28 protein-coding genes and 1 riboswitch are annotated in these 26,012 nt (G+C 45.8%); of the genes, 17 read left to right on the forward strand and 11 right to left on the reverse strand.

All coding sequences use genetic code 11. The annotated features are described in order from the left end of the window. Position 1: 1 nt before the first annotated feature. From MFMK1_RS04435 to lipS1, 3 genes are read right to left on the reverse strand one after another with little or no spacing between them, the layout of a single operon-like run. Positions 2–811 (reverse strand): lipoate--protein ligase family protein, encoded by an 810-nt coding sequence (locus MFMK1_RS04435; protein ID WP_366923941.1) that lies wholly within the window; start codon positions 809–811, stop codon positions 2–4. Next, positions 808–1,761, reverse strand: a complete 954-nt coding sequence (gene lipS2, locus MFMK1_RS04440) for a LipS2 family lipoyl synthase (protein WP_366923942.1) — start codon at positions 1,759–1,761, stop codon at positions 808–810. The genes MFMK1_RS04435 and lipS2 overlap by 4 nt, the downstream gene beginning before the upstream one ends. Then, entirely contained in the window at positions 1,758–2,621 is an 864-nt protein-coding gene (gene lipS1, locus MFMK1_RS04445; RefSeq protein ID WP_366923943.1) for a LipS1 family lipoyl synthase, read from the reverse strand. The genes lipS2 and lipS1 overlap by 4 nt, the downstream gene beginning before the upstream one ends. Positions 2,622–2,760: 139 nt before the next feature. Between lipS1 and MFMK1_RS04450 the strand changes: the two genes are divergently transcribed. Continuing rightward, complete coding sequence (locus MFMK1_RS04450) at positions 2,761–4,323, forward strand: sigma 54-interacting transcriptional regulator (RefSeq protein WP_366923944.1); 1,563 nt, start codon at positions 2,761–2,763, stop codon at positions 4,321–4,323. Between the two features lie 225 nt (positions 4,324–4,548). Beyond that, the gene (gene ald, locus MFMK1_RS04455; protein WP_366923945.1) at positions 4,549–5,652 is read left to right on the forward strand and encodes an alanine dehydrogenase; all 1,104 of its coding nucleotides are present in this window, start codon (positions 4,549–4,551) and stop codon (positions 5,650–5,652) included. Positions 5,653–5,679: 27 nt separating this feature from the next. On the opposite strand, the gene crcB is transcribed toward ald, so the two are convergent. Beyond that, positions 5,680–6,084, reverse strand: a complete 405-nt coding sequence (gene crcB, locus MFMK1_RS04460) for a fluoride efflux transporter CrcB (RefSeq protein ID WP_366923946.1) — start codon at positions 6,082–6,084, stop codon at positions 5,680–5,682. A gap of 38 nt (positions 6,085–6,122) precedes the next feature. After that, positions 6,123–6,186, reverse strand: a riboswitch (Fluoride riboswitch). 44 nt (positions 6,187–6,230) lie between these two features. After that, positions 6,231–7,298 (reverse strand): Mrp/NBP35 family ATP-binding protein, encoded by a 1,068-nt coding sequence (locus MFMK1_RS04465; protein ID WP_366923947.1) that lies wholly within the window; start codon positions 7,296–7,298, stop codon positions 6,231–6,233. A 174-nt stretch (positions 7,299–7,472) separates the two neighbouring features. On the opposite strand from MFMK1_RS04465, the gene MFMK1_RS04470 reads away from it, so the two are divergent. Genes MFMK1_RS04470 through MFMK1_RS04480 form a run of 3 tightly spaced genes read left to right on the forward strand, consistent with a single transcriptional unit; the run spans position 7,473 to position 9,878 of the window. Then, positions 7,473–8,351, forward strand: a complete 879-nt coding sequence (locus MFMK1_RS04470) for an MBL fold metallo-hydrolase (RefSeq protein WP_366923948.1) — start codon at positions 7,473–7,475, stop codon at positions 8,349–8,351. Continuing rightward, positions 8,341–9,003, forward strand: coding sequence for a YczE/YyaS/YitT family protein (locus MFMK1_RS04475; RefSeq protein WP_366923949.1), 663 nt, complete (start codon positions 8,341–8,343; stop codon positions 9,001–9,003). The genes MFMK1_RS04470 and MFMK1_RS04475 overlap by 11 nt, the downstream gene beginning before the upstream one ends. A 32-nt stretch (positions 9,004–9,035) precedes the next feature. Continuing rightward, positions 9,036–9,878 (forward strand): aminotransferase class IV, encoded by an 843-nt coding sequence (locus MFMK1_RS04480; protein ID WP_366923950.1) that lies wholly within the window; start codon positions 9,036–9,038, stop codon positions 9,876–9,878. 235 nt (positions 9,879–10,113) lie between these two features. Here the strand turns inward: MFMK1_RS04480 and MFMK1_RS04485 are convergent, their stop codons facing one another. Beyond that, entirely contained in the window at positions 10,114–10,494 is a 381-nt protein-coding gene (locus MFMK1_RS04485; RefSeq protein ID WP_366923951.1) for a DUF4363 family protein, read from the reverse strand. Further along, entirely contained in the window at positions 10,494–11,204 is a 711-nt protein-coding gene (locus MFMK1_RS04490; protein WP_366923952.1) for a DUF421 domain-containing protein, read from the reverse strand. Before MFMK1_RS04490 ends, MFMK1_RS04485 begins: the two co-directional genes overlap by 1 nt. 197 nt (positions 11,205–11,401) lie before the next feature. Here MFMK1_RS04490 and MFMK1_RS04495 point away from each other — a divergent pair, with 197 nt between their 5' ends. Together MFMK1_RS04495 and MFMK1_RS04500 are read left to right on the forward strand one after the other, a co-directional pair. After that, positions 11,402–11,599 (forward strand): PspC domain-containing protein, encoded by a 198-nt coding sequence (locus MFMK1_RS04495; RefSeq protein ID WP_366923953.1) that lies wholly within the window; start codon positions 11,402–11,404, stop codon positions 11,597–11,599. 86 nt (positions 11,600–11,685) lie between these two features. After that, complete coding sequence (locus MFMK1_RS04500) at positions 11,686–13,374, forward strand: glycosyl hydrolase family 18 protein (protein ID WP_366923954.1); 1,689 nt, start codon at positions 11,686–11,688, stop codon at positions 13,372–13,374. A 56-nt stretch (positions 13,375–13,430) separates the two neighbouring features. Here MFMK1_RS04500 and MFMK1_RS04505 read toward each other — a convergent pair whose 3' ends face one another. The 3 genes from MFMK1_RS04505 to MFMK1_RS04515 all read right to left on the reverse strand — a co-directional run bounded on the left by MFMK1_RS04505 (position 13,431) and on the right by MFMK1_RS04515 (position 16,523). Further along, positions 13,431–15,518: a diguanylate cyclase gene (locus MFMK1_RS04505; RefSeq protein WP_366923955.1), complete on the reverse strand. Its 2,088-nt coding sequence runs from the start codon at positions 15,516–15,518 to the stop codon at positions 13,431–13,433. Positions 15,519–15,627: 109 nt separating this feature from the next. Beyond that, complete coding sequence (locus tag MFMK1_RS04510; protein ID WP_366923956.1) at positions 15,628–15,912, reverse strand: hypothetical protein; 285 nt, start codon at positions 15,910–15,912, stop codon at positions 15,628–15,630. Positions 15,913–16,133: 221 nt separating this feature from the next. Next, positions 16,134–16,523, reverse strand: coding sequence for a DUF2680 domain-containing protein (locus MFMK1_RS04515; protein ID WP_366923957.1), 390 nt, complete (start codon positions 16,521–16,523; stop codon positions 16,134–16,136). 128 nt (positions 16,524–16,651) lie between these two features. Between MFMK1_RS04515 and MFMK1_RS04520 the strand changes: the two genes are divergently transcribed. The 4 genes from MFMK1_RS04520 to MFMK1_RS04535 are packed head-to-tail and all read left to right on the forward strand — an operon-like array spanning position 16,652 to position 20,673. Beyond that, positions 16,652–18,517, forward strand: coding sequence for a glycoside hydrolase family 125 protein (locus tag MFMK1_RS04520; protein WP_366923958.1), 1,866 nt, complete (start codon positions 16,652–16,654; stop codon positions 18,515–18,517). Continuing rightward, positions 18,471–19,241, forward strand: a complete 771-nt coding sequence (locus MFMK1_RS04525) for a nitrilase-related carbon-nitrogen hydrolase (RefSeq protein ID WP_366923959.1) — start codon at positions 18,471–18,473, stop codon at positions 19,239–19,241. The genes MFMK1_RS04520 and MFMK1_RS04525 overlap by 47 nt, the downstream gene beginning before the upstream one ends. 3 nt (positions 19,242–19,244) lie before the next feature. Further along, positions 19,245–20,294, forward strand: a complete 1,050-nt coding sequence (locus tag MFMK1_RS04530) for a nitrilase-related carbon-nitrogen hydrolase (protein ID WP_366923960.1) — start codon at positions 19,245–19,247, stop codon at positions 20,292–20,294. Positions 20,295–20,340: 46 nt separating this feature from the next. Then, positions 20,341–20,673: a YkuS family protein gene (locus MFMK1_RS04535; protein WP_366923961.1), complete on the forward strand. Its 333-nt coding sequence runs from the start codon at positions 20,341–20,343 to the stop codon at positions 20,671–20,673. 33 nt (positions 20,674–20,706) lie between these two features. On the opposite strand, the gene MFMK1_RS04540 is transcribed toward MFMK1_RS04535, so the two are convergent. After that, positions 20,707–21,330: a class I SAM-dependent methyltransferase gene (locus MFMK1_RS04540; protein ID WP_366923962.1), complete on the reverse strand. Its 624-nt coding sequence runs from the start codon at positions 21,328–21,330 to the stop codon at positions 20,707–20,709. 125 nt (positions 21,331–21,455) lie between these two features. Between MFMK1_RS04540 and MFMK1_RS04545 the strand changes: the two genes are divergently transcribed. From MFMK1_RS04545 to MFMK1_RS04570, 6 genes are all read left to right on the forward strand, one after another. Further along, positions 21,456–22,157, forward strand: coding sequence for a c-type cytochrome (locus tag MFMK1_RS04545; RefSeq protein WP_366923963.1), 702 nt, complete (start codon positions 21,456–21,458; stop codon positions 22,155–22,157). Between the two features lie 116 nt (positions 22,158–22,273). Beyond that, on the forward strand, positions 22,274–22,918 hold the full coding sequence (locus tag MFMK1_RS04550; protein ID WP_366923964.1) for a CBS and ACT domain-containing protein: 645 nt from the start codon (positions 22,274–22,276) through the stop codon (positions 22,916–22,918). Continuing rightward, positions 22,911–24,095 carry an acetoin utilization protein AcuC gene (locus MFMK1_RS04555; protein ID WP_366923965.1) on the forward strand — a complete coding sequence of 395 codons (1,185 nt, stop codon included), beginning with the start codon at positions 22,911–22,913 and terminating at the stop codon, positions 24,093–24,095. Before MFMK1_RS04550 ends, MFMK1_RS04555 begins: the two co-directional genes overlap by 8 nt. 148 nt (positions 24,096–24,243) lie before the next feature. Continuing rightward, positions 24,244–24,906, forward strand: coding sequence for a GNAT family N-acetyltransferase (locus MFMK1_RS04560; protein WP_366923966.1), 663 nt, complete (start codon positions 24,244–24,246; stop codon positions 24,904–24,906). Positions 24,907–25,196: 290 nt separating this feature from the next. Continuing rightward, a complete protein-coding gene (locus MFMK1_RS04565; protein ID WP_366923967.1) occupies positions 25,197–25,745 on the forward strand; it encodes a signal peptidase I in 549 nt (182 codons plus the stop codon). A 25-nt stretch (positions 25,746–25,770) separates the two neighbouring features. Then, positions 25,771–25,980 (forward strand): hypothetical protein, encoded by a 210-nt coding sequence (locus tag MFMK1_RS04570; RefSeq protein WP_366923968.1) that lies wholly within the window; start codon positions 25,771–25,773, stop codon positions 25,978–25,980. The last annotated feature ends 32 nt before the right edge of the window (positions 25,981–26,012 follow it).

Raw genomic sequence — 26,012 nt, forward strand, 5'->3', positions numbered from 1 at the left:
GTTAACTAAATACGGCCTTTCCTTTGGCCTTGTTCATTCGTCCGGCGATAAGCCGGTTTTCTTTTTTGGTCAGTTTATCCGGTACAGCATTTATCTGCCATTCATCTATAAAGCCATTTGTCAGGGCTTTTGTAACTTCTTGGACAGTAAATTGCCGGGGCATTATTTGATTTATGGCACAGGCCCGGTCTGCCATCATTCTTTTAAACCGATCTTTTGCTTGGGGGCCGGAGAATTTCATGGTGTCGGCCAACTCGTTAATGTCCAGATCAAGCAGTATTGAACCGTGTTGGAGCAGTGCTCCTTGTTTCCGGGTCTGGGCACTGCCCGCCAGTTTTTTCCCCGATATAGTTAATTCATACCAGGAAGGCGCATCAAAGCAGGCGGTGGTTAAACCCTTTTTTTTGCCGCCGTGGGGCACCAGCTCTGCCGGGATGCTGAGTGAGCGAAGCCCTCGAAGCAATGCTTTGCTGATTTTTAAATAAGATTGGATGATGGAACCTGAGACTAAGGTTTCGTTTTCCGAGGCAATGATACTATAAGTGACTTCGTAGTGATGCAGCACCGCCCTACCGCCGGTAATTCGTTTTACCACATCAATATTGCGATCCCTGCACCCTGCCAGGTCAAGCACTTCTTCCGGTTTCTGAAAATAACCCAAGGAAATTGCAGCCGGTGCCCAAGAATAAAAACGAATGATAGGCAGGCTGTCACCGGTAATTACCTGGTGCAGCAGCTTCTCGTCTACGGCCATATTATAGGCGCCGGGGTTACAGCCGGTGTTGAGCAGACGCCACTTTGATTTACTCAATTTAATAACCCCAGTTCCCGTAGAACTGCTTGTTTTTCCTCTGCATGTAATGCCCGGGGATAGTTATAGAGGGTACTGCCTGGACTTTCGTTATAGTAAGGTCGGTTACAGCCGGGACATCCACTGGTGCGGAAGGCCTGGCCAGTGGCTAGCAGGCTGCAGAGTTCTCCCGCAGGAAGACCAAAGTCAGTCAGGATGCCATCCACGAAAGTAAATGAATCTTTTTCAGTAAATTTATTTACCATCAGATAAAGGGCGGCCTGCAAACGCCGATAACTTGGTAGCGGCGGAGGCGAGGCATGCTCCAGGCGAGTACCCCGCACCGGCGTAAAGGCAAAAAGTCCGATGGTAACACCGGATTTGATTAACAGGGACATGATATCTATCATTTCCTCCTCTGTCTCGCCCAGCCCCGCAATTAGGTGGGTGCTGATCTTGCCGGGCAGTATGGCTGTCGCTTCGATTATTAAGGCCAAACGACTGTCAAAAGAACCTCCTTTAGTATGTCCATAAATTCGGGGGCAGGCTGCATCAAGTGGGATGCCTACTCGTTCGGCTCCCGCTTCTATTAGTGCTTCGGCTTCCTTAACGTGAGAAAGAGCTGCAGAGATACATACGGGCACTGTAGATTTGTTTTTCAGATGCTGTAAAAATTCCTTTGCGTTTGATAATGCGTTCGTTCCATGGGTCAGCTGTAAGCAGGTTCGCTGCAGCCGGCCTGCTTTAACGGCGGTACTAATCTTAGTCAAAACGCTTTCAACCTGGTAATCGGGCCAGGTTATTCGGGACAACCTGTTGCTGTTCTTAGGGACACTGCGGCCCTGGGGACAGAAAGCGCAGTCCCTGCTGCATTTATCACCTGCCATCAGGTATGCTGTGGTGGGCGGAGCATCGGTGGACAGTTTTTTTAAACCCAGTACATCCGCGGTACCTGCAGAAACTCTTATCATAATACACAGCACTCCTCTCCATTTTTGATAGTTAAACCCAAATCAGAGGCGGTCTTTACAGCAGCTTTTACCGGAAGGACGATTTTATTGACACCGCATTTTACAGCTAGACAATCAAGCTTCTTCCGGTAGAGCCCACCGGGTCGCATACAGCCAAGATGAATTGCAGTAGTGGGAAACATATTTCTGGCCCGGGCCAGCAGTTCTCCCACTTCTTCCAACGGCGGCGGTTGGTTATTAGCTAGACGGGTACCCCGAGTGGGCACAAAGACCAGGAAGACCAAACCGTCCGCCCCATCGTCGGACAGAATATCCAGGGCATTGTATTCGCCGCTGATTTCCCCCCCGTTTAAACCGATACAGATATGGGGAAGGGTTTTTACATGACGACGCAAATTATTATAGCTTTCCCTTAAGTCGGATACGGAAAGGTTAAGCCCATAAACTTCTTGAATAGTCACATCGTCTCCCACCATATCAAAGGAAACTGTGTCGCAGATTTCCGGGAGCATGGCTGCTTCCCGAGATGATACCAGCCCCGAATGAAGGTTGATTTTACCCTGTTGCCGGAGATGCTTAATAAGCTCTTTATTTTGTTCCAGCGGCAGTTTGCCATCTTTGCTGCAGCCGCCGCTGACCAGATAGCTGTTGTATTTTTCCGTACTACCGGCCTCTCTTGATGCAGGCTGCATCTGTTTAAGGTAATGGCCGCCGCAATGAGCACAATTAAGGTCACAATCTTGACCGGTAAGACTAAGCGCTTTAGTCTTATGCGGGTAATCAAATTGAATTTCCCGAGGAAAAAATTTAACCCGAGTTTGCCAAGCACTATCTATCAGTGAAGTGAGTTTAGTATCCACCTTAGTCACCACCTGCTCCTTATTAGAATGGTATTCTCTTTACTAAAATTCTTTATTCTCTTCATTGTTATGTATTGCTAAAGGAATATGAGCTTAAAAACGAGAAATTAGTGTCAACTTGGGCAAAGGATGGATTGCTATGGCGGTATTAAAATTTAAAGTGTTAAACCAAGATCGGGTGGGACTGCTGCAGGATATTTCGGCAGTGTTAACCCAAAATGATATCAATGTCAACAATCTGGAAGTAGTACCGAACAGCATGTTTTTTGAAGTAGAAAGGGAAGGGGTAGTGGCACGGGGCCTTCTTTTTAAGGAAATAGAAGCTGTTGTGGGAGTCGGTAAATGTGTGGAAATAGAGCTGCTTCCCTGGGAGGGAGTGACCCAGCGTCTGCAAGCGGTTCTTGACTCTGTCAGTGAAGGGGTACTGTCTATTGACTGGGAAGAAAGGATTACCACGGTAAACCCCGTGGCAGAGGCAATATTCGGGATGAAGCGGGATGAATTAATCGGCGAAAAAATAAGCAAAATTTTACCGGCTGATTTGCCCATGCTGCACTGTTTAGCCAACGGCCAGGCTTATAGTCATCAGGAGATATGTATTAATAAAGGACGCAGGAAATATCATTATGTCACCAGCGGTCGCCCCATCAAGGACAAGCATCAGCGTGTGGTAGGGGTGGTGGCTACTATTAAAGATATGACTGAGGTACGGCGGTTGGTTTATTCCATGACCAAGCCCACCATGGTAACATTCGAAGATATAGTGGGCGATAGTGATAAACTGCAGTGCGTAATTCAAATGGGTGAAAGGGTGGCCGAGGGAAGTTCTACGGTACTCTTACGCGGTGAAAGTGGCACCGGCAAGGAACTGTTTGCGCGGTCCGTTCATATGGCTAGTCCACGCAGAGAGCAGCCTTTCGTACCGGTGAACTGTGCGGCGCTGCCGGATTCCCTGCTGGAAAGTGAGTTATTCGGCTATACTGACGGGGCCTTTACCGGTTCCAGGAAAAACGGCAAACAGGGTTTATTCGAATTTGCCGGCGGCGGTACAATCTTTTTGGACGAAATAGCCGAAATATCGCCCCACCTGCAGGCAAAGTTGCTGCGGGTACTGCAGGAGGGTAAGGTTCGGCGGGTTGGTGGACAGGAAGAAACAGCTATTGATGTCCGGGTCATAGCTGCCACCAATAAAAACCTAGAAGAGATGGTAGAAAAGAATGAGTTTCGTAAAGACCTCTATTATCGGCTTAACGTTATTCCATTATTCTTGCCGGCGCTGCGTGAACGGATGGAGGATATAGCTCCGTTGGTGAACCACTTTTTAGCTAAAATGAATATACGTTTTGGCAAAAATGTGGAGTTTGTCAGCAAAGAAGCTTTGGAGAAACTGTACCATCATGATTGGCCGGGCAATGTCAGGGAATTAGAGAATGTGGTTGAAAGAGCTGCTAATCTAGTGGCCGGCAAATGGCTCACTGCCGACGTGATTATGATTGACCCCGGTGTCGGGAGGATGGATAAAGAGGGGTATGAAGGGCAATCTCTGGCGGAAATTATGGATCAGGTTGAAAAACAGGTTGTTAGCCGTACTATCCAAAAAACCGGTTCTATTAGGAAAGCGGCGTCACAGTTAGGGGTTTCTCATACAACAGTGTTGAATAAAATTAAGAAATATAACATTCCTCATGGCAAAAATAGTTGACAGTGGAAATTTTTCTTTCCGAACAATAAAAATCACCTAAAACCCTTTAAACTATATAAATAACCAAGCCAAAAGACGGGATGTGGAAATAATTCTTTCCACATCCCGTCTTTTGGCAATTCTGATAATCAATCAAAGCCCATAAAATAAGGGTTTTCGACCTCGAAAGGGTTTGGTATGGAAGTTGCAAAAGTATAATGAAAACTATTTGTGGGGTGAATCGTGATGATAATTGGAATACCTAAAGAGATTAAAAATAATGAAAACCGCGTTGCCATTACTCCTGCTGGTGTGGAAGCTTTGGTTGCTAATAACCATCAGGTAATTGTGGAAGAAAATGCCGGGATGGGCAGCGGCTTTAATGACGGGGAATATAAGAATGCCGGCGCAGAAGTTGCGGCAGCGGCGGATGTTTTTTCCCATTCAGAAATGATTATGAAAGTAAAGGAACCTCAACCCGAGGAGTATGACCTTTTCCAGGAGGGGCAGATATTATTTACTTATCTGCATGCTGCGACGGGACCAGAATTGATAAAAACGCTGTTGGCAAAAAAAGTGGTAGGGATTTCTTATGATACGGTCCAACTGGAAAACGGCGCTTTGCCTTTATTGGCTCCAATGAGCGAGGTTGCCGGTCGTATGAGTGTGCAAATCGGCGCCCAGTTTCTTGAAAAACCCAAAGGGGGCAGGGGAGTTCTTTTGGCCGGGGTACCCGGTGTGCCGGCAGCTAATGTGGTGATCGTAGGTGGCGGTGTAGTAGGTACCAATGCAGCCAAAATGGCGGTGGGTATGGGTGCCCGGGTTACCATACTGGATATTAACCCGGACCGACTGATGCATTTGGACGACTTGTTTGGGTCTAAAGTGCAGACCCTGATGTCCAACAGCTTTAACATCGAACAGGCGGCAAAAACCGCTGACCTTTTAATCGGTGCGGTACTGCTTCCCGGGGCCAGAGCACCTCAGCTAGTGACTGAAGCGATGGTAAAACAGATGAATTTCGGTGCGGTGATTGTGGACGTGGCTATTGACCAAGGTGGATGCATTGAAACGATTGACCGTATAACCACCCACGACCAACCTACTTACACCAAGCACGGTGTCCTGCATTATGCGGTGGCTAATATGCCTGGCGCCGTGCCTCGCACTTCAACTTTCGCTTTGACCAATGCCACTATGCCTTATGCGTTGAATATCGCTAACAAGGGCTATCTACAGGCTGTCCGGGAAGATTTGGCTTTGGCCAAAGGATTGAATGTCTGTGCCGGTAAAGTGACCCATCCGGTGGTGGCGGACGGTCTAGGGTATCCTTTTGAGCCGATTGTGTAGAAATATTTAAAGGGTTCATTTAGCATTTTAGTCGTTGGACTGCTCTTTTTGCTTACTAGAAGCTAAAAAAAAACTGGCTGTACCATGACCCAAGGCTGCGGCAGCCAATCCCACAACAATACTGATGAATAAATAGAAAAGACCGTATTTGATTCGGCCCTGCTCTAACAGAACCAATATTTCGTTGCTGAAAGTGGAGAAGGTAGTAAAAGCGCCAAGAAAGCCAACGGTGAGCAGGGCTTTGGTGCCGTCGCTGACGTTTGTCTGCAGGCCAACAGTATAAAGAAGGCCTAGTAAAAAACTGCCTACAGTGTTAACTGTCAGAGTACCTATGGGTATGGCGCTTACGAAATGTTCGGCAGTCCAATTGGAAACCAGAAAACGCATAATGGCACCGATAGCACCGCCCAAACCGATGTAGACAAATAACATAAAGTCACCTCCATAACCTAAAGACATGGCTCCTACCCAACCGGGTAGGAGCCATCAGCTTACTGCCAAGCGGTTTTGGCGAGCTCCATCGCCATTTATCTAAAATAATATTGTTTTTGGTTTATAATGTCAATACTAATGCAGTGTTAAGCTTTGAATTTGGTTTGTTTGATTATGCCTGCGGCCAGTTGATGGTAGTTGGCCGCCAGGGGATGCTCGTCGTTTAAAGCGATCGGTGCGCCTTCATCGCTTTTTTCCCTAATTTCCGGAGCCAACGGTATTTGCGACAGCAGCTCCACATTTAGTTCGGCGGCAATTCTTTCTCCTTGGCCTTGACCAAAAATGAAATATTTATTACCACAGTCAGGGCATTGGAAATATGACATATTTTCTGCTACTCCCAGGATATCAATGTTCATTTGCCGCGCCATGGAACCCAGTCGAACGGACACCTGAGCTGCAGCGGACTGAGGTGTGGTCACTAACAGCAGGTGTGCTTTAGGAAGCTGCTGCATAATGGTTAGAGGGATGTCGCCGGTACCCGGAGGCAGATCAATTATTAGGTAATCTAAATCGCCCCACTGGACGTTATAGAAGAATTGGTCCAGCACGCCGCGAATTACCGGTGCCCGCCAGATTAAAGCTTGATTTCCTTTGGTGAGGTTACCCATGGATAGGGCTTTTAAGCCGTACACCTGGATTGGCAGGATAGTCTCTTTGTCTAAAGCCATCGGGCGCTTATCTTCAATTCCCAGCAGGGTGGCAACGCTGAAACCCAGCACATCGGCGTCCAAGATGCCAACGGTTTTACCGGCCTTCTGTAGGGCGACGGCCATGTTAACGGCAACAGTGGACTTACCTACGCCGCCTTTACCACTCCCCACCGCGATCACGGAGACACCCTCAAAGACCGCCCCCTTTTCTTGCTGCGTCCCTTTTAAGGAGTTGGCCAGACTTTGTTTTTCTTCTGCGGTCATTTCGCCAAATATCACTGTTACTTCATCTACATCATTCAGTGATTTTACCGCCTGCTTTACATCGTCTTTGATGGTTTGTTTCATGGGACAGCCCTTGACGGTAAGATTTACTGTAACGGATATAGAATTGCCCTCTACGGACACATCCTTAATCATGTTCAGTGTCACCAGGTCTTTACCTATTTCTGGATCATTGACCTGCTTAAGTACTTCCATTACTTGTTCTTTTGTTGCCACATAGACCCCTCCGTTTTTTTTGATACTGTTTTTATTCTTTTTCTATTTTCTCACGAATATCCCTCTAATAAAAACGATGGCTGAAAATTCACGCAGGAAATGAGGTTTTTTAGGAGAATTCTATCTTACTGGAAGAATTTAATCTTAGCTAATTGATGACAAGGAGTGTATTTGTTGCGGAATATTGCTGATGGAGTAAAACTGGTAATAGGGGAGAATGACGGACGCCCACCCTATTGTAATGGCCTATTTATTGATGATGATATAAAAATTTTAGTTGATACAGGAAGCGGCCGGGAGCCTTTGGAGAAACTTTTGGAGCAGGTCGGCCATGTGGATGTGGTGATAAATTCACATTATCATTTAGACCACATTGCCCATAATAGCCTCTTTAAGGAATCGGAATTCTGGGCCCATGAATATGACGCCCCGGCACTGCGGTCTAAGGAAGACTTCTGCCGTTTTGTCGGTATCGACGATAAATTTTGGACAGAGCTGTTGAAGGCATTTCCTGTACCAGACGATCTATATTCTACTGAGGTAGACAAAGTATTGACAGATGGGCAGTGGATTAATACCGGCAGAATGCAGTGGCAGGTAGTACATCTACCCGGACATACTCCGGGCCATATTGGGCTGTACCAACCGGAAAGAGGAATTTTATTTACCGGAGATATTGATTTAAGCTCCTTTGGCCCATGGTACGGTAATAAGAGCTCTGATATTCAACAGTTTTTGCAGTCCATTGAGCGGGTGAAGCAATTTCAACCTAACACAGTGGTTACTAGTCATGGTAAGGTGGTTACCGAAAAGATAGAATTTGCTCTGGACCGATACGCAGGAGTAGTTTTTGAAAGAGAACAGAAGATTACAAATGCTCTAAAGGAAAGGCCAATGTCTTTGGCAGAGTTGGTACCTAAATGTATCATCCATCCGCATCAATCTAAACAAGCACATGAATTTTTCGAGGGCATGATGTTGGAAAAACACCTCGGGCAGCTGCTTGAGCAGGATAGGGTGGAATGCAGTGGAGGACTGTACCATGTCAAGTAGACGTACGGTTTACATGTTTAAATATTTATACATGATAGCTGGTTTTGCGATTATTGCTGTGGGCATTGATATGCAGCGCCAGGCTCAGGTAGGTCTACCCAGTTACGGGGTATTACATCAGGGCATTGCTATTAAGACTATGCTTACTTTTGGCCAAGCAAGCATATTGGTAAGTCTTCTCTGTATAGTCATCAGTACTTTGCTGGCGGTGAAACCGCGTATGGCTACAATACTGAACATGCTTTTTATTGGTTACTTTGTTGATTGGTTTTACCCAGTAGTGGTTTCTTTACAAACTGCCGATAAGCTCTGGCAGCAGCTATTACTCTTTCTGGCGGGGACTGCGTTGGTAGCTTGGGGAATAGCCATGTATATCAGTGCCAACCTGGGTTCAGGCCCCAGGGATAGTCTGATGCTGGCCCTGGTAAAGAAGATAAGACAGAGAGTGGGTTTGGTGGTAACCGGTATTGAAAGTATCGTACTGGTATTGGGGTTTTTATTGGGCGGTCCGGTGGGATGGGGTACTATCATATCTGCTCTCACCATGGGCTGGTTTGTAGAAATCGGCTTAAAGTTTTTTCGGTGGGTAGGCACAATGAATAGATTTAGTCAGGTGATTCAAGTCACGGTGGAACAGTCGGCAAAACACTAGTTGCTGCAATTCTTTAATCGGGGGGTTTAGAAATGTATGTCTATCAAAACGGTGTCATCAAGAAGAAGGAAGATGCAGCATTGTCTATTGACGACAGGGGATATACTTTCGGTGAAGGCATTTATGAAGTAGTAAGAGTTTACGGGGGGCGGGTATTTACCTTGGCGGATCATTGGCAGAGACTTAAGCGTAGTGCCGATGAAATGGAGATACTGCTGCCCGATTATTTTACTAGGAAACATTGTATGGAAACAATCAGCCAATTAGTAGAAAAGAATAATCAACCGGAAAGCTGGGTCTATCTGCAAGTAACTCGTGGTGTTCAATTTCGCAGCCACGGTTTCTTAGACAACATGACGCCGATGATAACCATGTATTTAATTCCTGCAGGAAGTTGGGAAAAGGAACGTCAGGGGGTCAAAGTATCCCTGGCCGAGGATATTCGCTGGCATCGGTGTGATGTTAAGAGTACCATGCTGATGGCTAACACGCTGATGAAGACTCGGGCTGCTAGGGAAGGGTATTTTGAAGTAATTTTTGAACGAGAGGGTTTTATTACTGAGGGGTCGGCCTCCAACGTGTTTTTTGTGAAGGAGGGAGAGCTTATCACCCCGCCCTTATCCAACTATATTCTTCCGGGTATTACCCGCAGTTATATCATGCAATTGGCGGGTAGATTATCGCTAAAATGTATTGAACGCCCGGTGAAAGTGGCGGAACTGCCCACCATGGATGAAATATTTGTCACAGCCACCGGCATTGAAGCCATCCCGGTAAGTGCTGTTGGGCAATTGGATTATCGCTCACCGGGTCCTGTCTATACCCAATTGATGGACGAATTTAACCAAGATATTGAAAAGTTAAAATGGCTTTAAAGGCAAGAACAAAAGCATTTCATGCCTTTCGGCACTTAAAGGTAATGCTTTTGTTCTTACCCAGGGAACCCCTGGTTCCCTAGGTCGCTTCGCTATGACCCTCCTAAAATTAACATAAGGGGGCACACCCCCTTAATAACCCCCATGTATAGGAAATTATCCACAACCCATAATTTCCTATACATTAAATTACGCCCCCGGCATCCCGGGGGCTTTTACATGGGCAGAAAAAGTACTACCAGATGTTTTGAAAGTTGAAGGCCTCTTTTTCAGGAATGTGTTTTAAGTAATGTTTTACAGTGCTGATTTCCCCCAGGGCCAATGTTTCATCTTTTGTTTTAAGATATTTTTTAAGTTTCGCTAAAGAACCATCGATGTTATCCATTTCGTGATGCTCAATAATCATGTCCCAGTGGAACTGTACTTTTTGCCATTGCTGTTCCATTGTTATCAAAGTTTTTTGGGCCTGCTGCCATTCCCCGTCTGATACCATCAGTTCCATATCTACAAAGTAATTGCTTAATTCCTCTGCTTGACTGGTAAGGCCACTGTTGGAATATAAACCAAACGCGACCAGCACCACCAGAAATGCTATGGCTACTATTAAAATGCGCATTAGTGGATATCTCCTTCATTGTCAATTATAATCGGCGGTCCGTTTTTGGGCTGAATATAAATTTGTCCGGTGGTGTCCAGGTTGACCAGAAGCACCTCTTTTAATTTGGGAAAGTTATTTTCTTCAAGCAAATTATGCAGCCATTCTTTTGAAAGATGTGCCTTGTGCAGGTTACTTTGGTTGATCTGACCATCCATCACCAGATCCAGGGGCAGTCCTTCGTATTCTGTCGGTACCTCCATGTCATCGGGGTTTATTGGGCGCTTCTGCGCCCGGGGAATTACCGTTAGCTCGCCGGTGGTTTCTAAGATAGCATATTCTACGTCTGCAATGTTAGGCATATTCTTCGCACGCAGTTGCTCTAATAAATCGTTGACATTATAGCGCTGGTGCCGCAATTCTTTGTCAACGATCTTGCCGTTCTCAATTAAGATGCTGGGCGTACCGCAGATAATCGCCCGGGCAGTCTGGCTTTTTAAAGTTAGATAGGAAAGAATTACCTGCAGAGCAAACAAGGTGAATATGGGTACGAGCCCGTTTAGCAGGGGGATCTCCTTATCCTCCATTGGCACTGAGGCAAGTTCAGCAATCATCAGCGAAATCACCAGCTCGTACGGATGTAGCTGGCTGAATTGACGTTTCCCCATCAATCTCATGACTAGTACAACTACAGCAAAAAGGATTACCGCTCTGAAAAAAACGATTAGCATGATAAGTCACTCCGGTGTCTTTGCTAGTTTTTGGCCTTTTTTTACTGTTCTTGTATGGCGCAATTATTATTATTGCCGGAAACAAAAAGATATATAAACTGGGTAATGGTAAAAAATTTCAAGCAGGGTTTAGACAATAATGTGCGAATAAAGAATAAGTTAAAATAAAAAGTTTTTACAAGAAGGGAGTATTTATTATGGCGAAAAAATTATACCGATCCCAAAATGATAAGATGTTAACCGGTCTATGCGGTGGTATGGCAGATTATTTTGATATGGATGTATCGATGATGCGTTTGATTTGGGTACTGGGTACCCTGCTGTTGACAGCCGGATTTGGAGGATTATTTATTTATTTAATTGCCAGTATAGTGGTGCCGGTAGAACCGGTGTAAACTAAAAAATTTATTCCCCCTCCCAGTAGTTGTTATTTAGTTTTGTAGAAAAATGCGGTAAAATGATGAACGGGGGAGGTGGAAAATTGGAATTAGAGCGTAAAAAAAGGTATTACGGGCCGCCATGGCTTTTTTTCTTTTTATCCCTGGTAGTATTGTTATCTTTTGGGGCGGGTCTCTATTTTTATCCTGCTTTCATTAAGCAGTCCTTTGAAACAAAGCTCCATTTAATTCTCGAGGATAAAGACTTGGGCAGGGATAAGGCGGACGTAATTAACGGTGATGTATATTTACCTTTGGCGATAATAAGAGAACATTTGGATGAGAATATCTTCTGGGAGGAAGATACGGGTACGGTGGTTGTTACTACTAAAGATAGAGTAGTGCGTATGGCTACTAAGGATTTGACGGCGAGGGTTAATTCCCAGGAAGTGACACTACAGGCGCCGGTGATTGAGAGGGATGGCGTGCCGTGGGTACCGGTAGAATTCTTGGCGCCTCTTTATAGAGTGGATATCAACTATTTTTCCGACACCGGGAGAGTGGTAATAACCCGCTTAGATAAGCGGCAGGATATAGGGCGAGTACTTAAAGAAATTAAACTACGTACAGCATGGGGCTTCCGCAACCCGTGGCTTAAGGAGTTAGAGCCTGGTGCGGTTGTGACGGTATTTGAAGTTAATGCGGGTTACGCAAGAGTTCGTACAAAAGGTGGACTGCTAGGATATATTCCGGCGGATAGTATCCACGACAAACGAACTATTGTACCTGAATCTCAAGAGGAACCAGGGGCGGCCAAACTGTGGCACCCTGAGGATAAAAAGATAAACCTGACTTGGGAATTTGTTACCGGTAGAAATCCAGATACCACAAAGATTCCCCAATTGACCGGAGTAAATGTGGTCTCACCCACATGGTTTTACCTCAGCGACTCTCGGGGGAATATCGCTAATAAGGCAAGCAGCAGTTATGTCTCTTGGGCGCATCGGCAGAATTACCAAGTGTGGGCTTTATTTAGCAATGACTTCGACCGTGAGCGCACCCACGCGGTGTTAACATCGGCCGGTAAGCGGGAGCAGGTTATCGATCAACTGCTGGTTTATGCCAGTCTTTACCAATTGAATGGGATAAACATCGATTTCGAAAATGTATACCTTAAAGACAGGGAACTGCTGGTACAGTTTGTCCGGGAATTGGTACCCTTAGCACATCAGCAGGGACTGGTGGTATCCATTGATGTAACGATCAAAGGGGGCAGTGCAAATTATTCCCTCTTTTATGACAGAAAGGCCCTGGGAAAGGCCGTGGATTACGTTATTCTCATGACTTATGACGAACACTGGGCATCAAGTCCTAAGGCGGGTTCGGTTGCTTCCCTTCCCTGGGTGGAAGATGGCGTGCGGGGTTTGCTTGAGGATGTGCCGCAGGAGAAATTGGTGTTGGGCGTGCCGTTCTACACCCGTCTATGGATTGAAAAAGAGGCTGAAGATGGCTCACTAACGGTAAAGTCTCAGGCACTGTCCATGAATGCGGCTGAGCGACTATTGGAGGAAAAGGGAGCGGAAGTTACCCATGACAATGCTGCGGGGCAGCATTATGCCAGTTGGCAGCAGGGTGATATCGTCTACGAAATATGGTTGGAAAATGAAGAATCGATGCGGCAGCGGGCATCCCTGGTGAAAAAGTATGGGCTGGCCGGAATTGCCTCTTGGCGTCGCGGCTTTGAAAAGAGTTCCATCTGGCAGGTAATTGATGAGGAATTAAAACGGAACTAAGAAAAACAAAAGGCGTATCTCTCCTTCCTTGGAGAGATACGCCTTTTGTTTGTGCGCTAGTTAACATTAACTGCTTTTTCATCTGCTGCTATAGCGATAATAAATGCCTCGACAATCTCCGGGTCAAATTGGGTACCGCTGCAGCGCCGAAGCTCTTCAATGGCTTCTAGATGGGTCTTACCCGGTTTATAAGGACGATCGGTGGACATGGCATCATAGCTATCAGCCACGGCCCCTATCCTGGCAATGAGCGGGATGTCCTTACCCTTAATACCTTCAGGATAGCCGGTGCCGTCGAAGTGTTCATGATGATACATGATAAACGGTACTGCCGGCTCCAACTGACCGAGGGGCTTGATTATATCGGCCCCCATAGTCGGGTGCTGTTTGATAATATCAAACTCTTCTTTAGTGAGGCGTCCCGGCTTGTTCAAAAGGGGTGCGGCGATTTCTATTTTGCCTATATCATGTAGAAAAGACCCGTAGCGAACGCTGGTAAGGGTGTCTTTATCCAGGCCCAACTGTTTGCCAATAATTGTAGCGTAGTGCATTACCCTTTCAGAATGACCATATGTATAGCGGTCTTTAGCTTGAATTACAGAGTTAAAGGTCTTAATGGTATTGAAAAGATTTTGATCCGACTTTTTCAAGTCTTCCTTGAGTTCATCTAAAACTGAATAATAAACTTCAACCTTATTCTTCATTGATGCATATTTCGCCTTGTAAAGCGCTTGGTCTGCGATTTTAAGCAGTTCGTCTTTGCTGCCGCTATGTGCGGGAAAACAGCCAACGCCTACGGAAACTGTTAGTTTACCCAGGGGCAGGTTTTCCTCACCGTTGAAGTGAAAGTCGGCTATTGCCTGCCGGATAGTCTCTGCTACAGAAAGTGCAGTTTTTGCAGCAGTCTCGGGAAGGATGATGGCGAACTCTTCACCGCCGTAACGGGCAACAAAATCTTGGGGGCGACAATGTCTCTTAATAATTTCACTTATTTGCAGTAATACGGCGTCACCGGCTTGATGACCGTAGGCGTCATTATAGTAGCGAAAGAAATCTAAGTCCAGCAGTATCAAATTAAGACTTTCCTGACTTTCAGAGTGTTCATCCACCAGTGCCTTGAGCCGGTCGTGAAAATAACGGTGGTTATGTAATCCGGTGAGACTATCGGTTATTACCAGACGAGATAATTTTTTATTGGTTTCCACCAGTTCGGTTTGCTTGCGGGTGAGAATAACACCAAACCTTATCAACAAAAAGAAAACCGGACTAGCCATAAGGACAAAGAATAAAAATGGCCCAAACAATTTACTGAACATGCGGTTGTATGCGTAATGCTGCGGTACATCTACCACAACCAGCCATCTGCTATCAGCAACCTTTTGATATGCGAGAATTTCTTGAGTAGCTTTCACTTCGTCAAATGTAGTCAAAAAGCCCTTAGCAAGATTTGTATTTCGTAATATTTTGCCCGTCGAAAGCGGTTGTCGCTTCTTAACTAGGTTATTGTCGGGATGAATCAGGGGAACGTTATTACCGTCCAACAAATAAAGGTGTTCCCCAGGATCTAAGTCAATGTTACCAAGGCGTTGTTTCAGAATATCCAATTCCAGTAAGGCATAGACCACGCCATCAAGCTGGTTGTCGGTGCTTAGAATCGGATTTGCTATCACTACGATAGTTTCATTGTCTATTTTATCCAACATACCATCCGTTACAATTAAAGCTTTTTCTTCTGCCGCCTGTTTGAAAAAGGGCCTGGATGACACATTGAACTCAGGAAGGACATCGGAAGAAGTCGAAATAACATTACCGTCGGCGTCAGCAAGGGCTAGACCTTTATAGTAAGGATAATGTTCTCGGATTTTAGCCAGGTAATGGCGGGTTTCTTCGGCGTTTAACCGTTTGACTGGTTGGGATGCACTGACGGTACGAAGCAGGGAGGATGTTTGGCCGATAATACCATTTACAAAGGCGGCCGCTGCAGTGGAATTCTGGGTCATATCTTGTTTCAGATCCTTTTCAGTAACATTCAACAAGTAGGCAAAAACAACTACAGCTACTATTATTATAGAAGCTAAAGCGATACTGATGCTCAAAAGATTTGGCCTTAATACTTGCTTAAAAAGCGTTCGAAAATAACTCATGTCCTCACCTGCTGTTATGGAAAATTACGGTACAGACACTATTCGACGCTTAAATTTAAAATCCCTCCAAAAAGTAGCTCATTTACCAACTACTTAGGTAATTTTTTTATCAGACTCCGCGTGGGAATTTGCGGATTACTCTGCCGTTTTCATATTTTGCAAAGTAGGCGCTGTCTTCACTGAGTTCAGTCAGGGTGAGGTCTTCCCAGACATTAAAACCCAGCTGCTCCGTGATGGGTACCAGTTCACTGACCGCAGATTCAATGGTAGCGGTTTTTTCAAATTTGGATAGGTCTTGTGAAAATTCATAGCCCATTGGTTCAAGCATATTTTTTAATTTTCTTAAGCGTTCGGCTTTCATTCCTTTAAGACTGCCGTTAACTTTATTAAGCATGTTGTTACCTCCCGGGAAGTTGTTAGTATTAATTTGTCTAAATAAAGAGGGAATCATACCAGTAAATGAACAAAAGTGCCATCACCTTCAACTCACAGGTATGAATGAAAATATGGCTATTTTCGTGTAAAAGCATTCCTTTGGCTGTAAGGGGATGTTTTCTCGCACTTAAAAGACCCATCCGTTGAAGGATGGGTCCGATTAGGAGGTCTGAATAGATTCTATAAGGGGTTTGAGCTATTTTGGAATCCGCCGGCATTGCCGTTAGGACCAAAACCGCCCATCATGCCGCCGTAGCCCGGGCCGCCAAAACCGCCCATCATGCCGCCGCCCATACCGCAGCCGCCTCGGCCCATACCGTAACCAGGACCGTAGTTGTAGCCGTTTTCCTGCTGGAATTCTTGCGCTGCTTCCATGTGCTCTTTCATGTAAGCGCCTTGTTCCTCAGTTAACTGACCTTGATTCACATACTCGTCAACTATCTTTTGTCTGGTTTCAAACATTTGATTGAAAAGGTCGCCAAGTTTGCTGTTAGCCTCTGTGTCAGCAAATGCAGGTAGAGCCATGGCCAACACCAAAATAGCTACTGCTAAAACAGTGAATTTTTTCATAGCTTTTCACCTCCCATAGGTTTATTTTTTTACTGCCAACTATAGTATAAAACTAAAGTGTGGTTACAATATGATAGAAGTATGAAGAAACTGTGAAGATTAATATTTTTACTGTGGAGTGAGATATTATGCTGCTGACGGTGCCCGGTGAAATAAACAAACATAACAGATATATGCTGACAGGTAATGACTATGTCAGCCTGCCTTGGATTGGTACGGATGGCTCAATCAAAGAAGCCGGAGTAGTACACTATGGAAACAACTGCTTGGTCAGATTTTCCAGCAGTTCAGCGGAAGGTTTGATAAGCCCAATAGTGAGCATCGATGGAAAAGTAAAAGAATTTCAGTGGCACTGGCATCTATTGGAGCATTGGATTCCAATGGGAAGGTTAATGTATGGTGATGTGGTAGTGACTATCACCGTCCTGACACCGGTTGATGAGAAGGGATTTTGCTGTCGGCTGTCTGCAGCCAATAGGGGGCCGGAGAATCATCGGGTGGTGCTGGGCTTTAACGTGGCAGCGGGTGAAGTACAAAAACATATTTTCAGTTCCATGCCGCTGCCGCATTCAAGGCATTTTTTTCACCAATGGACGCAGACGTTGGTGCTGGATGGAGGACCAGGGGGGCCTGCGCTGGCCATGGGTGGAGAACTAGAGTGGGAAGCATGTGATCGCAGAGGCAGGTACCGATTTAAACAAAAGGAGTTTTTGTTAAGTCCCGGGGAACAGATTGGAATGACTTTATATGCGGCGGTAAACAAAGAGGCAGATGGGGCTGCTACCGGGGTAATTCATTTGAGGCGTGTGGGCTGGGGACGATTACTGGCAAGGACTGTTAAGTGGTTAAGTATGCGGAAACCGCTTTTCCCCCAAAATGACTCATGCGGTTTATTTTATCGTAATCTTTGGTTTAACTACTTTTACGCAGCGGGTAAAGCGGTGGATAACGGGAACCTAGTTTCGGTTACTTCTCGGAGTCCATACTATTATGTCAGCGGCGCTTTTTGGGCTAGGGATTCCTTATTATGGTCATTTCCAGCCTTGCTGCTGGTATCGCCGGCAAGGGCTAAGGGAGTGCTAAAGGCCGCGTTTGTCAGACATCTTAGACATGCAGGTAAGCATGCTCATTATCTGGATGGGACGGAACTTTATCCCGGTTTTGAACTGGATCAGCTGGCGGCGTATGCAGTAGCAGTGAAGAAGTACCTGAGCAGGACGAGAGATTTTTCCCTCTTAAGAGGGGCCGATATCAAAAGGGGATTGGAATCACTGGCAGCGAAACTTTTGGCATGTAAAGGAAAAGAAGGGCTTTATCGGACATTTCTTGACCCTTCGGATGACCCTGTCAGTTACCCATATCTAACTTACGATAATGTACTCTGCTGGCGTGCATTGAGGAATTTGGCAGGATTTTTTCAAATTATGGGTAATAGGGTAATGTGTACCCGAATTAACAAGGCCGCCAAGGAGTTAAAAAACAACATTTACCGCCGCTGTATGACAGACGGACCTTGCGGCAGGATGTTTTGCTGGGCGGTTGACGGCCGGGGTAATTACGAACTTTATGATGCACCTCCTGGTAGTCTGCAGCTGATTACCTGGTATGGATTTTGTACGCCGGAAAGCACAGCCTACCGTAACACAGTCAAATGGATATATTCTCGACATAACCCTTACTATATCCCGGGAAAATATAAGGGACTTGGCTCTAAGCATGCCTATTTTCCCTGGGTGCTTTCCCTGGCAAATGATCTGCTTTCCGGAGCGCACCATGACGTGTCGGCGGTGCTGGAGGGTTTGACCATGGACAATGGTTATGCGTGTGAAACATACCGGCCGGAGAATGGCATGGCAGCAACTGGTGCTGCCTTTGCTGCATGTGCCGGATTTCTCGCTAATGCCCTTTGGGAGCATTTTTCTCGAGGTGAAAGAAAAGGAGAAAGTGATGCAGAAAGTAACCGCCGGTATATTACCAAAATTAAAGAGAGATAAACAGGGATTGCATGACGATATAAGCAGAGCGGCAGCAGCATTATCGGGGGAAATAAAACTGTTGGCACTTCCTTCTTGGCGCGGCAATGAGGGTCATCCTGACGGATTGGTAGAGCAGTTGGCGTTAGTGGCGGAAAAGCATCGCACTTACTTCGCCTTTCATGCCTATGTTCGGGAAGGGAAGCAGTTATATTCTCGCTGTTGGTTAGTAGATGACCGTGGGCAAGTATGTTTCCGGCAGGATCAGACTCACGACCGGAGCGGCACGCTGACAATAGGTGATAGCCTGCATATTTGCAGAACATCACTGGGGACAGTGGGGTTTTTACTCGGGGACGATGTGAGGGTGCCGGAAGTTGGGCGCATCTTACGTCTTCAAGGGGCTAATCTTTTTCTTGCTTATTCTTTTCTACCTGCACCCGCCAATCCATGGCGGCAGTGGGCAGGCGTTTGGCAGCAGGTGCAGCAAAACCAGGTTTTCGCCCTGGAAGCCAGTTTTAACGGTCAGATTGACGGACATGATTATGCCGGTGATAATGTTATCCATGCTCCCTGCGAAATGACTGTGGGCGATAGTGGATTTCTAGCCCGGGGCAGCGCGGGGGGCTTGTCTGCCGACTTGAATTATCAAACACTTGAGCAGGTAAAGGGGGATTATCCTCTGCATCAATATTATAATAATAGTTTCTATCAAAATAATTTAGCAAATTGTTACCGGAGGTAGGACATGGGTTGGAAACAGCTGCAGGAACAAGCGCTAATTAAATATTTGCTTTGGCGGAGCAGACCGAAGCGCCTTCGTCGTTTTCTTGCAGGCAAAGAATATTTCCCAATCCCTTCTACGGTGGGGGACACGGTCAAGGTGGCTGCGGTGCAGCAGAAGCTCAGCCTAATATCTGATCCACTGGCTTACGCCGGTGAAATGTATGCTCGGGTGAGGCAGGCGGTGGACATGGGCGCTCAGTTGGTGGTGTTCCCTGAGGACAATACTACTCAATTGCTTGGTATGCTGCCCGGCTTATCTGCGGCGGATAATGTAACGGAAGCGGTGGGTGAACTAGATCCCCAGCTGAAAGTGGCGGATATCTTTAATTATTTATCTCCCGTAACCAGACAGGTATATTACAATGTCTTTAGTTATTTGGCTGCCCGTTTTAATATTCACCTCTTGGGCGGCAGTATAATTGTTTGCGACCGAAGGGGAAGGACCGTGAATCAGGCCAGCCTTTTCGGGCCCGACGGCAAGATATTAGGGACCCAGATGAAACTGCACCTCCTACCGGTAGAGGTGGAGTGGGGTCTCAGTTGTGGGGAAGAACTTTCTGTGTTTGATACAGCCGTTGGTAAACTTGCCTTTCCTATCTGTATGGATGCCACATATTTTGAAACTTTCCGCATAGCGGTGAGCAAAGGTGCGGAGTTGGTAATAATTCCAGCTGCTAACCCCGATGAGTATAACCCATGGAAGGAACTGCGTGGAGTTTGGCCCAGGGTACAGGAAAGCGGGGTTTATGGTATTAGGGCGAGTATGGTTGGGGAAGTGCTGGGCATGAGATTGACCGGTCGGTCAGCCATATTTGCGCCATTGGAGATTACCCCCAACCAGGATGGTATTTTAGCTCAGGCGGAGAGTTTTGACCAACAAGAAATGGTTATATCTGAGCTGGATTATAAAAAACTGCGGCAATACCGCCGGCAGTTTGGTTTTGAAAGTTACCTAAATAAGGAGCTATGTAAAAAATATCTACCCCATCTCTATGGCACTTCTCCTGGATAAGTTTGAAAAAGGGTGCACATAATAATATGTGTGGAGGTGGATAATAATGAAAAAAAGAGTTGCTGTTGAGCAAACATTACGAAATGTAGGACAATTTTTATCTGAAAAAGGTTATGAGATTGCTTCCTTGGACCCTCTCAGCGAGAGCAAAGCGGAGCTTCATAACGTCAATGCGGTAATTATCAGTGGGCAGGATGAAAATCTGATGGGAATGGAAGACACCAAGACCCGGGTCCCGGTAATCGACGCCCGGGGAATGACACCGGAAAACATCTATCAACACCTGCAGCAGTTGGAGCAAAATACAGACAAACTGCAAGTCAGCAATGCTGCCAGGGAACAAAAAGCTTATAAAGGATATACTAAAACAGAAGTATAAAAATTGACCGGGTAATCCCGGTCAATTTAATTATTATTTACCCGGTAATGCTTCGATGAGAAACAGGATATCCGACCAGAGAGGCGTGACGCTTTTAATTTGCAATCCTGCCTGTCGGATATTATTTTGCGTGTCCCGGTTAATATTTGTACCAATAAGACTGCGTACTACCGGGTTAATTATGTCCATTAGCGGACCTAATAAGGGGCGGCAGCTGCGTACATGTTCGAGCATTAGCACCTGTCCAGCGGGTTTGCATACCCGCTTAATTTCTCTTAAACCTAGGATTGGGTCGGGCACAGTACAAAAGACACATGTGCTGACAACTGTATCAAAGCTATTGTCTGGGAAATCCATTCTTTGAGCATCCATTAATCTCAATTCCACGGGGTGATGAAGTTTTTCCTTGCGCTTTACTGCCTTGGCTAACATGCGTTCGCTGAAATCAATACCGGTGACGGAGGTGTTATCAGGATAATACGGAATATTTTTGCCGGTACCTACGCCTACTTCCAGGGTCTTACCCCGAGCATGACTCCAAACCATTCGGCGATGCTTATCAAATTTATGCATCTCCATCGGTGACTCCATCAGGTCGTAAATAAGAGCGACCCTGTTGTATTTGCGTCGGACAGAGTCCGTATGAATTTGGTCCATGGAATTACTACCTCCCGTAGTATATATTTAATAGTTTATTTCTTAGTATGTGCTAAAAATCCTGCCGGCATAAAAACAAATTTATCGTAAAAAATAAAGGTAGCTTTTTAAAGGAGGTAAATTATATGGCTGGAAAGACTTGGGTAATACTGCTCGGGGGCTTATTGGTCGGTTTTTTTGCGGCTTTTTTGTTAGTACCAGTGCTTTCACCCCAGTATGCAGGAAAGCCGATCGGTTTAAGCAACCAGTGGGGGGCGGGGATGATGCCCCGGGGATATATGGCACCTAATGGCAGTTACAGCCAGACAGCTCCGGGCGGTAATTACCCATGGATGGGATATGGTATGATGGGCCAGGGTATGATGGGTAACGGCATGATGGTCGTACCCGGGGCGAATAACGGTTTTGGTGCGCAGAACTTAACTGTCCCATCGCAATTTAATTCAAACGGTCAGCAAATCTATTTTACCGGCACAAGCAGATCAGGTAGGCCCATAGGTGCAAGGATGATGGGCATGCAGATGGTGGATATGCGTATGGGCTGTGCGTACTGCCATGGTGATAAAGGTCAGGGAAGCACTATTACGATGCCTATGGGCACTTGGAAAACACCGCGCATCTCTTATAACTACCTGACGCAAACCGACCACGGTCAGAATATGGAGAGTGCGGAAAGGCATGAAGCGTATACTGACAGAACCCTTAAAAGAGCAATTGTGGACGGTGCGAATCCTGACGGGGAAACACTGGAATTCCCCATGCCCCGTTGGAGTATGAGCGATTCTGATTTAAATGACATTGTCAATTATTTAAAGAAATTACCATAGTGGGTATGGACCTGCCCTATCTGTGGGGCGGGTCTTTTTTATCGGAAAAGAAAAACAGGAAAAAGCGTCCTTTTGCAGAATATTCGTAATAGGATATTAGTAAGGGGTTGATTGCCTTGTTTGTCGAAGATATAATGCGTAAAAAATTAATTACCATTAAAATGGAGCAGACCATACTGCACGCGCTGCAGTTAATAAAAGTTAACCGTATTAGGCATTTGCCCGTCCTTCATAATGGGGAATTGGTAGGTATTGTCTCAGACCGGGATTTGCGCGATGTCAGTCCGTCGGTACTCCTTAACGAACATTCGTTCATTTTGCAAAATACTTCGGTCAAGCAAATAATGAAGCATGAGGTTATCGTTATTCATCCGCTTGATTATTTGGAGGATGCCGTCAAACTGATGTATGATCACAGGATTGGCTGTTTGCCGGTCACTAGGAACGACCGATTGGTGGGTATTGTTACTGAGACAGACTTGCTTCGGGCATTGATTGAATTAACCGGTTCCACCGAGCCGGGTTCTACCCTGGAAATCCGTGTGCCTGAACGCTACGGTCCGCTGGCGGAAATTACTAAGATTGTCAAGAATAATAAAGTAAGTATTAACAGCTGTTTTATCCGCCCTGACCAATCACCGCAATACCGCCTCATTGTGATGAGGTTGAAGACCATTGATCCAGCGAACATTATTCAAGAGATTCAACAGGCAGGATATCAGGTTCTCCGTCCGCTGGTAGGAGGGGATATTGATGAGTAGCAACCCCTGTCTGATTTATGTGCCGGAACTTTTGCAATATAACTTTGGGCCGCAGCATCCATTTAACCCGCTGCGGTTAAAGCTAACCATAGATTTAATAGACCAGTTGGGGCTTTTAACACCAACACTACTTTATCCGCCGGAATCCGCTGTGGATGCAGACCTGCATACTGTTCATGACCGTCACTACGTGGATGCGGTTAAGAAAGCGGGCGATACGGGTGAAGCGGAACCTCAGGATACCCAGTATTATGAATTAGGCACAGAAGATAACCCGGTCTTTTCCGGTATGCATCATGCTTCACTGCTGCTGGTAGGGGGGACACTAACCGGTGCAAAAAGAATTGCTTCGGGTAAAGCAGACCACGTGCTTAATTTTTCCGGTGGTTTACATCATGCAGTAAGGGCTAAGGCTTCGGGCTTTTGCATTTATAATGATCTCGCTGTAGCTATTTCTTATCTTCGCAGCCAGGGGATGCGGGTCGCTTATGTGGACATAGATGCCCATCATGGGGACGGGGTGCAGTGGTTATTCTATGATGACCCAGAGGTTCTGACTATTTCTTTTCATGAATCCGGGAAATTCCTTTTCCCGGGAACAGGGACGGTATATGAACGTGGCAGTAAAGCAGGGTTTGGCTATTCGTTAAATATACCATTAGAGCCCTTTACCCAAGACCAAAGTTTTAAAGAAGTGTTGGACATGGTGCTGCCTGTAGCGTTAGAGCAATTTAGACCGGATGTAATCGTCAGCCAGCATGGCTGTGATGGCCATGAATTCGACCCATTGGCCCATCTTTCTTTTACAACAGAAGCTTATTCTTATGCTGCCAAGACAATACACCAATTGTCCCATCGGCTTTGCGACGGTAGATGGCTGGCCACTGGGGGAGGCGGTTATGATTTTTGGCGGGTAGTGCCGCGGGTATGGACCCTACTTTGGGCGGAGATGATAGAAAAAGGTGATTTGGTTGATATGCCGGGAGAGTGGTTGAAAAAATACGGCAAGCATTCGCCGGTGGCGTTACCGGAAATGGTATCTGATGACACGGAGGCATTTTCCCCAAAACCCAGGCATGCCGAAATTATGGAAAAGAATCGGCTTACGGCGGAAAAGGCGATGAACCCGCAGTTTCTACTGAAAGGCGACCCGAGCAGGACCCAACTGGCAAAATAATAGACAGATTTGTCAAAGTATTGCTAAGGTTTACAAATATAAAAACATTGCAACTTTATTGTGAAACATTGAACAAACAAGCTGCTTAGGGGTATAATGCAGGCAAGCCAAATATTATGAAGCTTTTCAAACGCTTGGAGGAATTTGCATGCCCCAAAAAATTAGTCAATGTGGACGCCAGCCGCTAGAAAGCGGGCTTCGCTGTAGGGCTCTGCACACCGAAAGTGGTCAATTATTTATCACCGGCCCGGTGGAAGCAGAAGAATTGGCCCAGTGGCAGTTGGACGAAGGCCTTCGTTCATTTCGACCACCGGTAAGGCAAAAAGAAGCACTTATTACCATAACCGGGATGAAACACGGCCAAGTATTTGTGGCCCGTTTTGATGAAACAATTGTCGGATATGTTACATTTCATGTGCCGGAAGATTTTGAGCGTTGGGGTCAGAGTTCTTTGGAATGCATTGTCGAATTGGGAGCTATTGAGATTAGCTCCGCTTGGCGGCAGTACGGCATTGGCAAAGCATTGATGGACATTGCGTTTAATGGAGGGGCATTCGACGAATATATAGTAATTGCAACAGAGTATTACTGGCACTGGGATTTACGCAGCAGCGGTCTTAATGTCTGGAAATACAGAGATTTGATGACAAAGCTGATGGGCAGAGGCGGATTGGTACCGATGAATACCGACGAACCGGAGATATGTTCCCATCCCGCAAATATGCTGATGGTAAGGATTGGCTCTGAAGTATCTCGGGATGATATATTAACTTTCGAAAACCTAAGATATCACCGAAAGAAAATGCTTTAAAAGAAGCCCTTAAGGGCTTCTTTTTTAATGAATAGGAAATGATGACGTGGATAATCGATTACCTTAATCCGCCGAAGGCGATCAAATTGCTTTTTGTACCCGAGTGCATTAGATGGTATTTTTTTACAAAAATTCTATATCTAAGTCGAATATATCGCGAAATTTGCGTTTATTGGTTCTGTTGTTACGACAGATATCTGTCCCTGTAGTTGATATAATCTAGCATGAGGGTGTTAACCAATGTTAGTTAATGAAATCGGCATTACAGTCGCTTTTCTGAGGAGCCTTTCATGAAACACTGGTTTATAATTCTGTTTTACATTGTGGTGATTTTCAGCTTAATTCTTAGTACGGTTCTGCTGATAGAAGGGAAGGCTTTCCCGGACAAACCCGCGGACATTTTCGGATATGAACTGATGGTTGTCGTCAGTGGCAGTATGGAACCATCGGTACCATTGGGGTCCATCATTGTGGTTAAGAACGGAGGTTATGGCTTTATCAAGCCGGGCGAAATAATAACATTTAGGACCGGTAACACTGAGCCGCTTTTAATTACCCACCGGGTGGCAGCCATAAAACCTGACGGAAGTTTAGTCACCAAAGGGGATGCCAATTCGGCCGTGGATAATGTTTCTGTAGGACTAAGGGATGTTGTGGGGAAGGTCTCGTTTACGGTACCCTATGTTGGTTATCTAGCCATATTTGCCAGATCCAAATGGGGAGGGATTTTAATCCGAACTGCTGCGGGCGTTTTGGCGCTTATAGTATCGCTGGATATGATAAAAGGTGCTAAACGCAAGATTGTATCCCAAAAAAACCGGATGATGCGGCAGTTTTAAGAACTAGCTTACCAGGAGGGGTTTTATGCCTTATAAATTATGTCCTCACTGTCAAGGAAAATCATATTCAGCCAGCAATTTAGGAAGGTGGATATGTCCTTATTGTCGGCGGGATATCAGCAGCAGCCGGGAAATATCGCGGAGCGTTAAATGGAGGGTAATCCAGGGCAATGTATATTTGCTTCCATGGGTAAGAGAGGAACAAACCGGCAACCACGAAGTGCTTGTTAAGTAGCTGAATTTTTGACCGCTGTAAAAATTTTTGTT

Source organism: Metallumcola ferriviriculae (genome assembly GCF_035573695.1).
GTDB lineage: Bacteria > Bacillota > JADQBR01 > JADQBR01 > JADQBR01 > Metallumcola > Metallumcola ferriviriculae.

What these genes read in the sequence shown, in the direction of transcription:
- MFMK1_RS04475 (WP_366923949.1), top strand. Translation starts at nt 8,341, where the DNA reads ATGTCAAGTAGACGTACGGTTTACATGTTTAAATATTTATACATGATA.
- MFMK1_RS04535 (WP_366923961.1), top strand. Translation starts at nt 20,341, where the DNA reads ATGAAAAAAAGAGTTGCTGTTGAGCAAACATTACGAAATGTAGGACAA.
- MFMK1_RS04485 (WP_366923951.1), bottom strand. Translation starts at nt 10,494, where the DNA reads ATGCGCATTTTAATAGTAGCCATAGCATTTCTGGTGGTGCTGGTCGCG.
- MFMK1_RS04515 (WP_366923957.1), bottom strand. Translation starts at nt 16,523, where the DNA reads ATGAAAAAATTCACTGTTTTAGCAGTAGCTATTTTGGTGTTGGCCATG.
- crcB (WP_366923946.1), bottom strand. Translation starts at nt 6,084, where the DNA reads ATGTTATTTGTCTACATCGGTTTGGGCGGTGCTATCGGTGCCATTATG.
- lipS2 (WP_366923942.1), bottom strand. Translation starts at nt 1,761, where the DNA reads ATGATAAGAGTTTCTGCAGGTACCGCGGATGTACTGGGTTTAAAAAAA.
- MFMK1_RS04450 (WP_366923944.1), top strand. Translation starts at nt 2,761, where the DNA reads ATGGCGGTATTAAAATTTAAAGTGTTAAACCAAGATCGGGTGGGACTG.
- MFMK1_RS04520 (WP_366923958.1), top strand. Translation starts at nt 16,652, where the DNA reads ATGCTGCTGACGGTGCCCGGTGAAATAAACAAACATAACAGATATATG.
- MFMK1_RS04560 (WP_366923966.1), top strand. Translation starts at nt 24,244, where the DNA reads ATGCCCCAAAAAATTAGTCAATGTGGACGCCAGCCGCTAGAAAGCGGG.
- MFMK1_RS04510 (WP_366923956.1), bottom strand. Translation starts at nt 15,912, where the DNA reads ATGCTTAATAAAGTTAACGGCAGTCTTAAAGGAATGAAAGCCGAACGC.
- MFMK1_RS04545 (WP_366923963.1), top strand. Translation starts at nt 21,456, where the DNA reads ATGGCTGGAAAGACTTGGGTAATACTGCTCGGGGGCTTATTGGTCGGT.
- MFMK1_RS04525 (WP_366923959.1), top strand. Translation starts at nt 18,471, where the DNA reads ATGCAGAAAGTAACCGCCGGTATATTACCAAAATTAAAGAGAGATAAA.
- MFMK1_RS04490 (WP_366923952.1), bottom strand. Translation starts at nt 11,204, where the DNA reads ATGCTAATCGTTTTTTTCAGAGCGGTAATCCTTTTTGCTGTAGTTGTA.
- MFMK1_RS04530 (WP_366923960.1), top strand. Translation starts at nt 19,245, where the DNA reads ATGGGTTGGAAACAGCTGCAGGAACAAGCGCTAATTAAATATTTGCTT.
- MFMK1_RS04570 (WP_366923968.1), top strand. Translation starts at nt 25,771, where the DNA reads ATGCCTTATAAATTATGTCCTCACTGTCAAGGAAAATCATATTCAGCC.
- MFMK1_RS04540 (WP_366923962.1), bottom strand. Translation starts at nt 21,330, where the DNA reads ATGGACCAAATTCATACGGACTCTGTCCGACGCAAATACAACAGGGTC.
- MFMK1_RS04565 (WP_366923967.1), top strand. Translation starts at nt 25,197, where the DNA reads ATGAAACACTGGTTTATAATTCTGTTTTACATTGTGGTGATTTTCAGC.
- MFMK1_RS04495 (WP_366923953.1), top strand. Translation starts at nt 11,402, where the DNA reads ATGGCGAAAAAATTATACCGATCCCAAAATGATAAGATGTTAACCGGT.
- MFMK1_RS04480 (WP_366923950.1), top strand. Translation starts at nt 9,036, where the DNA reads ATGTATGTCTATCAAAACGGTGTCATCAAGAAGAAGGAAGATGCAGCA.
- MFMK1_RS04555 (WP_366923965.1), top strand. Translation starts at nt 22,911, where the DNA reads ATGAGTAGCAACCCCTGTCTGATTTATGTGCCGGAACTTTTGCAATAT.
- ald (WP_366923945.1), top strand. Translation starts at nt 4,549, where the DNA reads ATGATAATTGGAATACCTAAAGAGATTAAAAATAATGAAAACCGCGTT.
- MFMK1_RS04505 (WP_366923955.1), bottom strand. Translation starts at nt 15,518, where the DNA reads ATGAGTTATTTTCGAACGCTTTTTAAGCAAGTATTAAGGCCAAATCTT.